Origin of the sequence: Streptomyces sp. (genome assembly GCF_036566765.1) — a bacterium.
Classification (GTDB): Bacteria; Actinomycetota; Actinomycetes; order Streptomycetales; family Streptomycetaceae; genus Streptomyces.
The window spans coordinates 1-2,544 of the sequence record NZ_DATCVQ010000029.1 but is presented as its reverse complement, the minus strand read 5'-3'; the positions used below and the strand labels follow the sequence as shown (position 1 = coordinate 2,544).

Below are 2,544 nucleotides of genomic sequence, written 5' to 3'. Positions count from 1 at the left end.
ACCCGTCGGCGGGCGTGGCGGCAGCGACCGGCACGCCGTCGGTGGCCGAGGCGGCGGCCCTCGGGGCGGCGGGGCCGGGCGGGCGGTTGCTGGTGCCGAAGCGGAAGTCGCGTACGGACGGAGTGCGGGCCGCGCGCGCGACGTGCGCGATCGCCCAGTGCGCCCCGAATGCGCCGAACATGCCTGATGTTCCGAACGAAGGAGCCCTGGGCGCACGGTTGTTGTCGGAGCGACACGGGTACAGCGGTGGTGAGAGCGCACCCGGCGCGCCCGTCGCACCTTCCGTGCGCGGGCCGTTACCCGGAGTCCGGGAGCGATCCGCCGATGTCGTCGGATCCAGCGAGGAGTTACGGGACTTGTCCCACCCAGCTCCACCGGCGGTCCGCAACCCACGGACCGCCGTCCACCCCCCACTCACCCCACGGCGGCCATGTATACGCACCCCGATGTCCACGACCTGCGGCACCACGGTGACGCCGAGGTCCGGGACGAGAAGCTGATCGACCTCGCGGTCAACGTCCGTACGAACACGCCGCCGGACTGGCTCCGCGAGCGCATCGCGGACTCTCTGGTGGGGCTGGCCGCCTATCCGGACGCGCGGGCCGCGCGGGCCGCCGTCGCGGAGCGACACGATCTGCCGGCCGAGCGGGTGCTGCTCACGGCGGGGGCGGCGGAGGCGTTCGTCCTGCTCGCGCGGGCGCTGCCGGTGCGTCGGCCGGTGGTGGTGCACCCGCAGTTCACCGAGCCGGAGGCGGCGCTGCGGGACGCGGGGCACGAGGTGGGCCGGGTGCTGCTGCGCGAGGCGGACGGCTTCCGGCTCGATCCGGCGGCGGTGCCCGAGGACGCGGACCTGGTGGTGATCGGCAACCCGACGAACCCGACGTCGGTGCTGCATCCCGCGGAGACGATCGCCTCGCTGGCCCGGCCCGGCCGGACCCTGGTGGTCGACGAGGCGTTCATGGACGCGGTGCCGGGCGAGCGGGAGGCGCTGGCCGGGCGGACCGACGTGCCGGGGCTCGTGGTGCTGCGCAGCCTGACGAAGACGTGGGGGCTGGCCGGGCTGCGGATCGGCTACGCGCTGGCCCACCCGGAGACGATCGCGGCGCTCGGGCACGCGCAGCCGCTGTGGCCGGTGTCGACCCCGGCGCTGGTGGCGGCCGAGGCGTGCATGACGCGAGCGGCGCTCGCGGAGGCGGAGCACGCGGCGCACCGCATCGCGGTGGAGCGGGCCCATCTGCTGGCCGGCCTCGCGGAGTTCGACGAGGTACGGGTGGTGTCGGCGGCGGAGGGCCCGTTCGTACTGATCCACGTCGACCGCGCCCACATCGTCCGCGACCGCCTCCGCGACCTGGGCTTCGCCGCCCGCCGCGGCGACACGTTCCCCGGCCTGGACCGGAACTGGCTCCGGCTCGCGGTCCGGGACCGCGCCACGACGAACCGCTTCCTCCAGGCGCTGGACCAGGCGCTGGTGATGGCAGGCTGCGCGACCGGCTGACGCACCCGCCCGCCGCGCGGGCGACGCCCCGCTACCCACCCCCACGTGGGCAGCGCCCGCTACCCACCCCCCGCCGTGTGGGCAATCGTCCCGCAGTGGGGGTCCCCCAGGACGAAGTCCTAGGAGGAGGGGCGGGTGGGCACACGGGAGGGCGTGGGAGCCGCCCCGGCGGGGCGTGCACCCACAACGGTGGGGGCACCGCCCCGGCGGAACGGCTGGGCGTCAGCCTCGGGAGCGGGCTCGGGTCAGGGCCAGGGCTCCGGCTCCCGCGGCGAGGAGCGCGGCCGCGCCGCCGACCAGGTACGGGGTGGCCGAGCTGCCGCCGGTTTCGGCGAGGTCGGGGCCGTCGCCGGCCTGGGTCTTGATCCCGGTGTTCTCGTCCGCCGGCTCGCTCGGCTTGTCGGACGGCGGGTTGCTCGGCTGCGTGGCCTTCGGGGTCTCGCACGTCGCCTCGGCCAGCGTCACCACGCCGTTCACCTCGGCCACGTTCAACTTGAGCGGGTTCAGCTCGACCTTGAGCTGCAGCGCGGTCGCCGCGGCGGTCCGCGAGGTGGTGTGCGTCTTGGAGAGGTCGAGGGTGACCTCACCGACCCCCGGCACCGTCACCTTCGTCGTACCGCCGCTCGTGAGCGTGGTCTTCCGTCCGAGCACCGTCACCTGCCCCAGCACGTTCGACTCGGCGACCGGCTGCCGGCCCGCCTCGCAGACCGCCTTCGAGGTGACCTTCTCGACCTCGATCAGGGACAGCAACGGGAGGCCGGGCACGTGCAGCCGGGCCTTGGCGAGGTTGGCGTACCCCTCGGCCTTCTTCCCCTCCACCGTCGCCCGCGCCGTCGCCACGTCGGCCCGCAGCACGCTGAACGGCTTGCCCTCGTCGACGCCCTGCAGCTCCACCGTGAGCGCGGTCTTGTCCGCACTGGCGGGCGCCTGGACCTCGTTGAGCGAGGCCTTGAGCGGCACCTGCACGGTCTTGTTCAGCAGGGAGACGTCGAGGCCGGTCCGCAGGACGACGGCGCTCGCGCGCCCCTCGCCGCCCGTGGCGTGCGCCG

The 2,544-nt window shown here is 75.0% G+C and carries 3 protein-coding genes; 2 read left to right on the top strand and 1 reads right to left on the bottom strand.

Annotation, left to right across the window (positions count from 1 at the left end):
• The first annotated feature begins 14 nt into the window (after nt 1-14).
• Together VIU94_RS01400 and cobC are read left to right on the top strand one after the other, a co-directional pair.
• Entirely contained in the window at nt 15-500 is a 486-nt protein-coding gene (locus VIU94_RS01400; protein ID WP_331906611.1) for a cobalamin biosynthesis protein, read from the top strand.
• Nucleotides 431-1,495, top strand: a complete 1,065-nt coding sequence (gene cobC, locus VIU94_RS01395; RefSeq protein WP_331906609.1) for an Rv2231c family histidinol phosphate aminotransferase CobC — start codon at nt 431-433, stop codon at nt 1,493-1,495. The genes VIU94_RS01400 and cobC overlap by 70 nt, the downstream gene beginning before the upstream one ends.
• Nucleotides 1,496-1,717: 222 nt before the next feature.
• Here the strand turns inward: cobC and VIU94_RS01390 are convergent.
• Nucleotides 1,718-2,544, bottom strand: an 827-nt coding sequence (locus VIU94_RS01390) for an SCO1860 family LAETG-anchored protein (RefSeq protein WP_331906607.1), incomplete at its 5' end; no start/stop codon positions are given.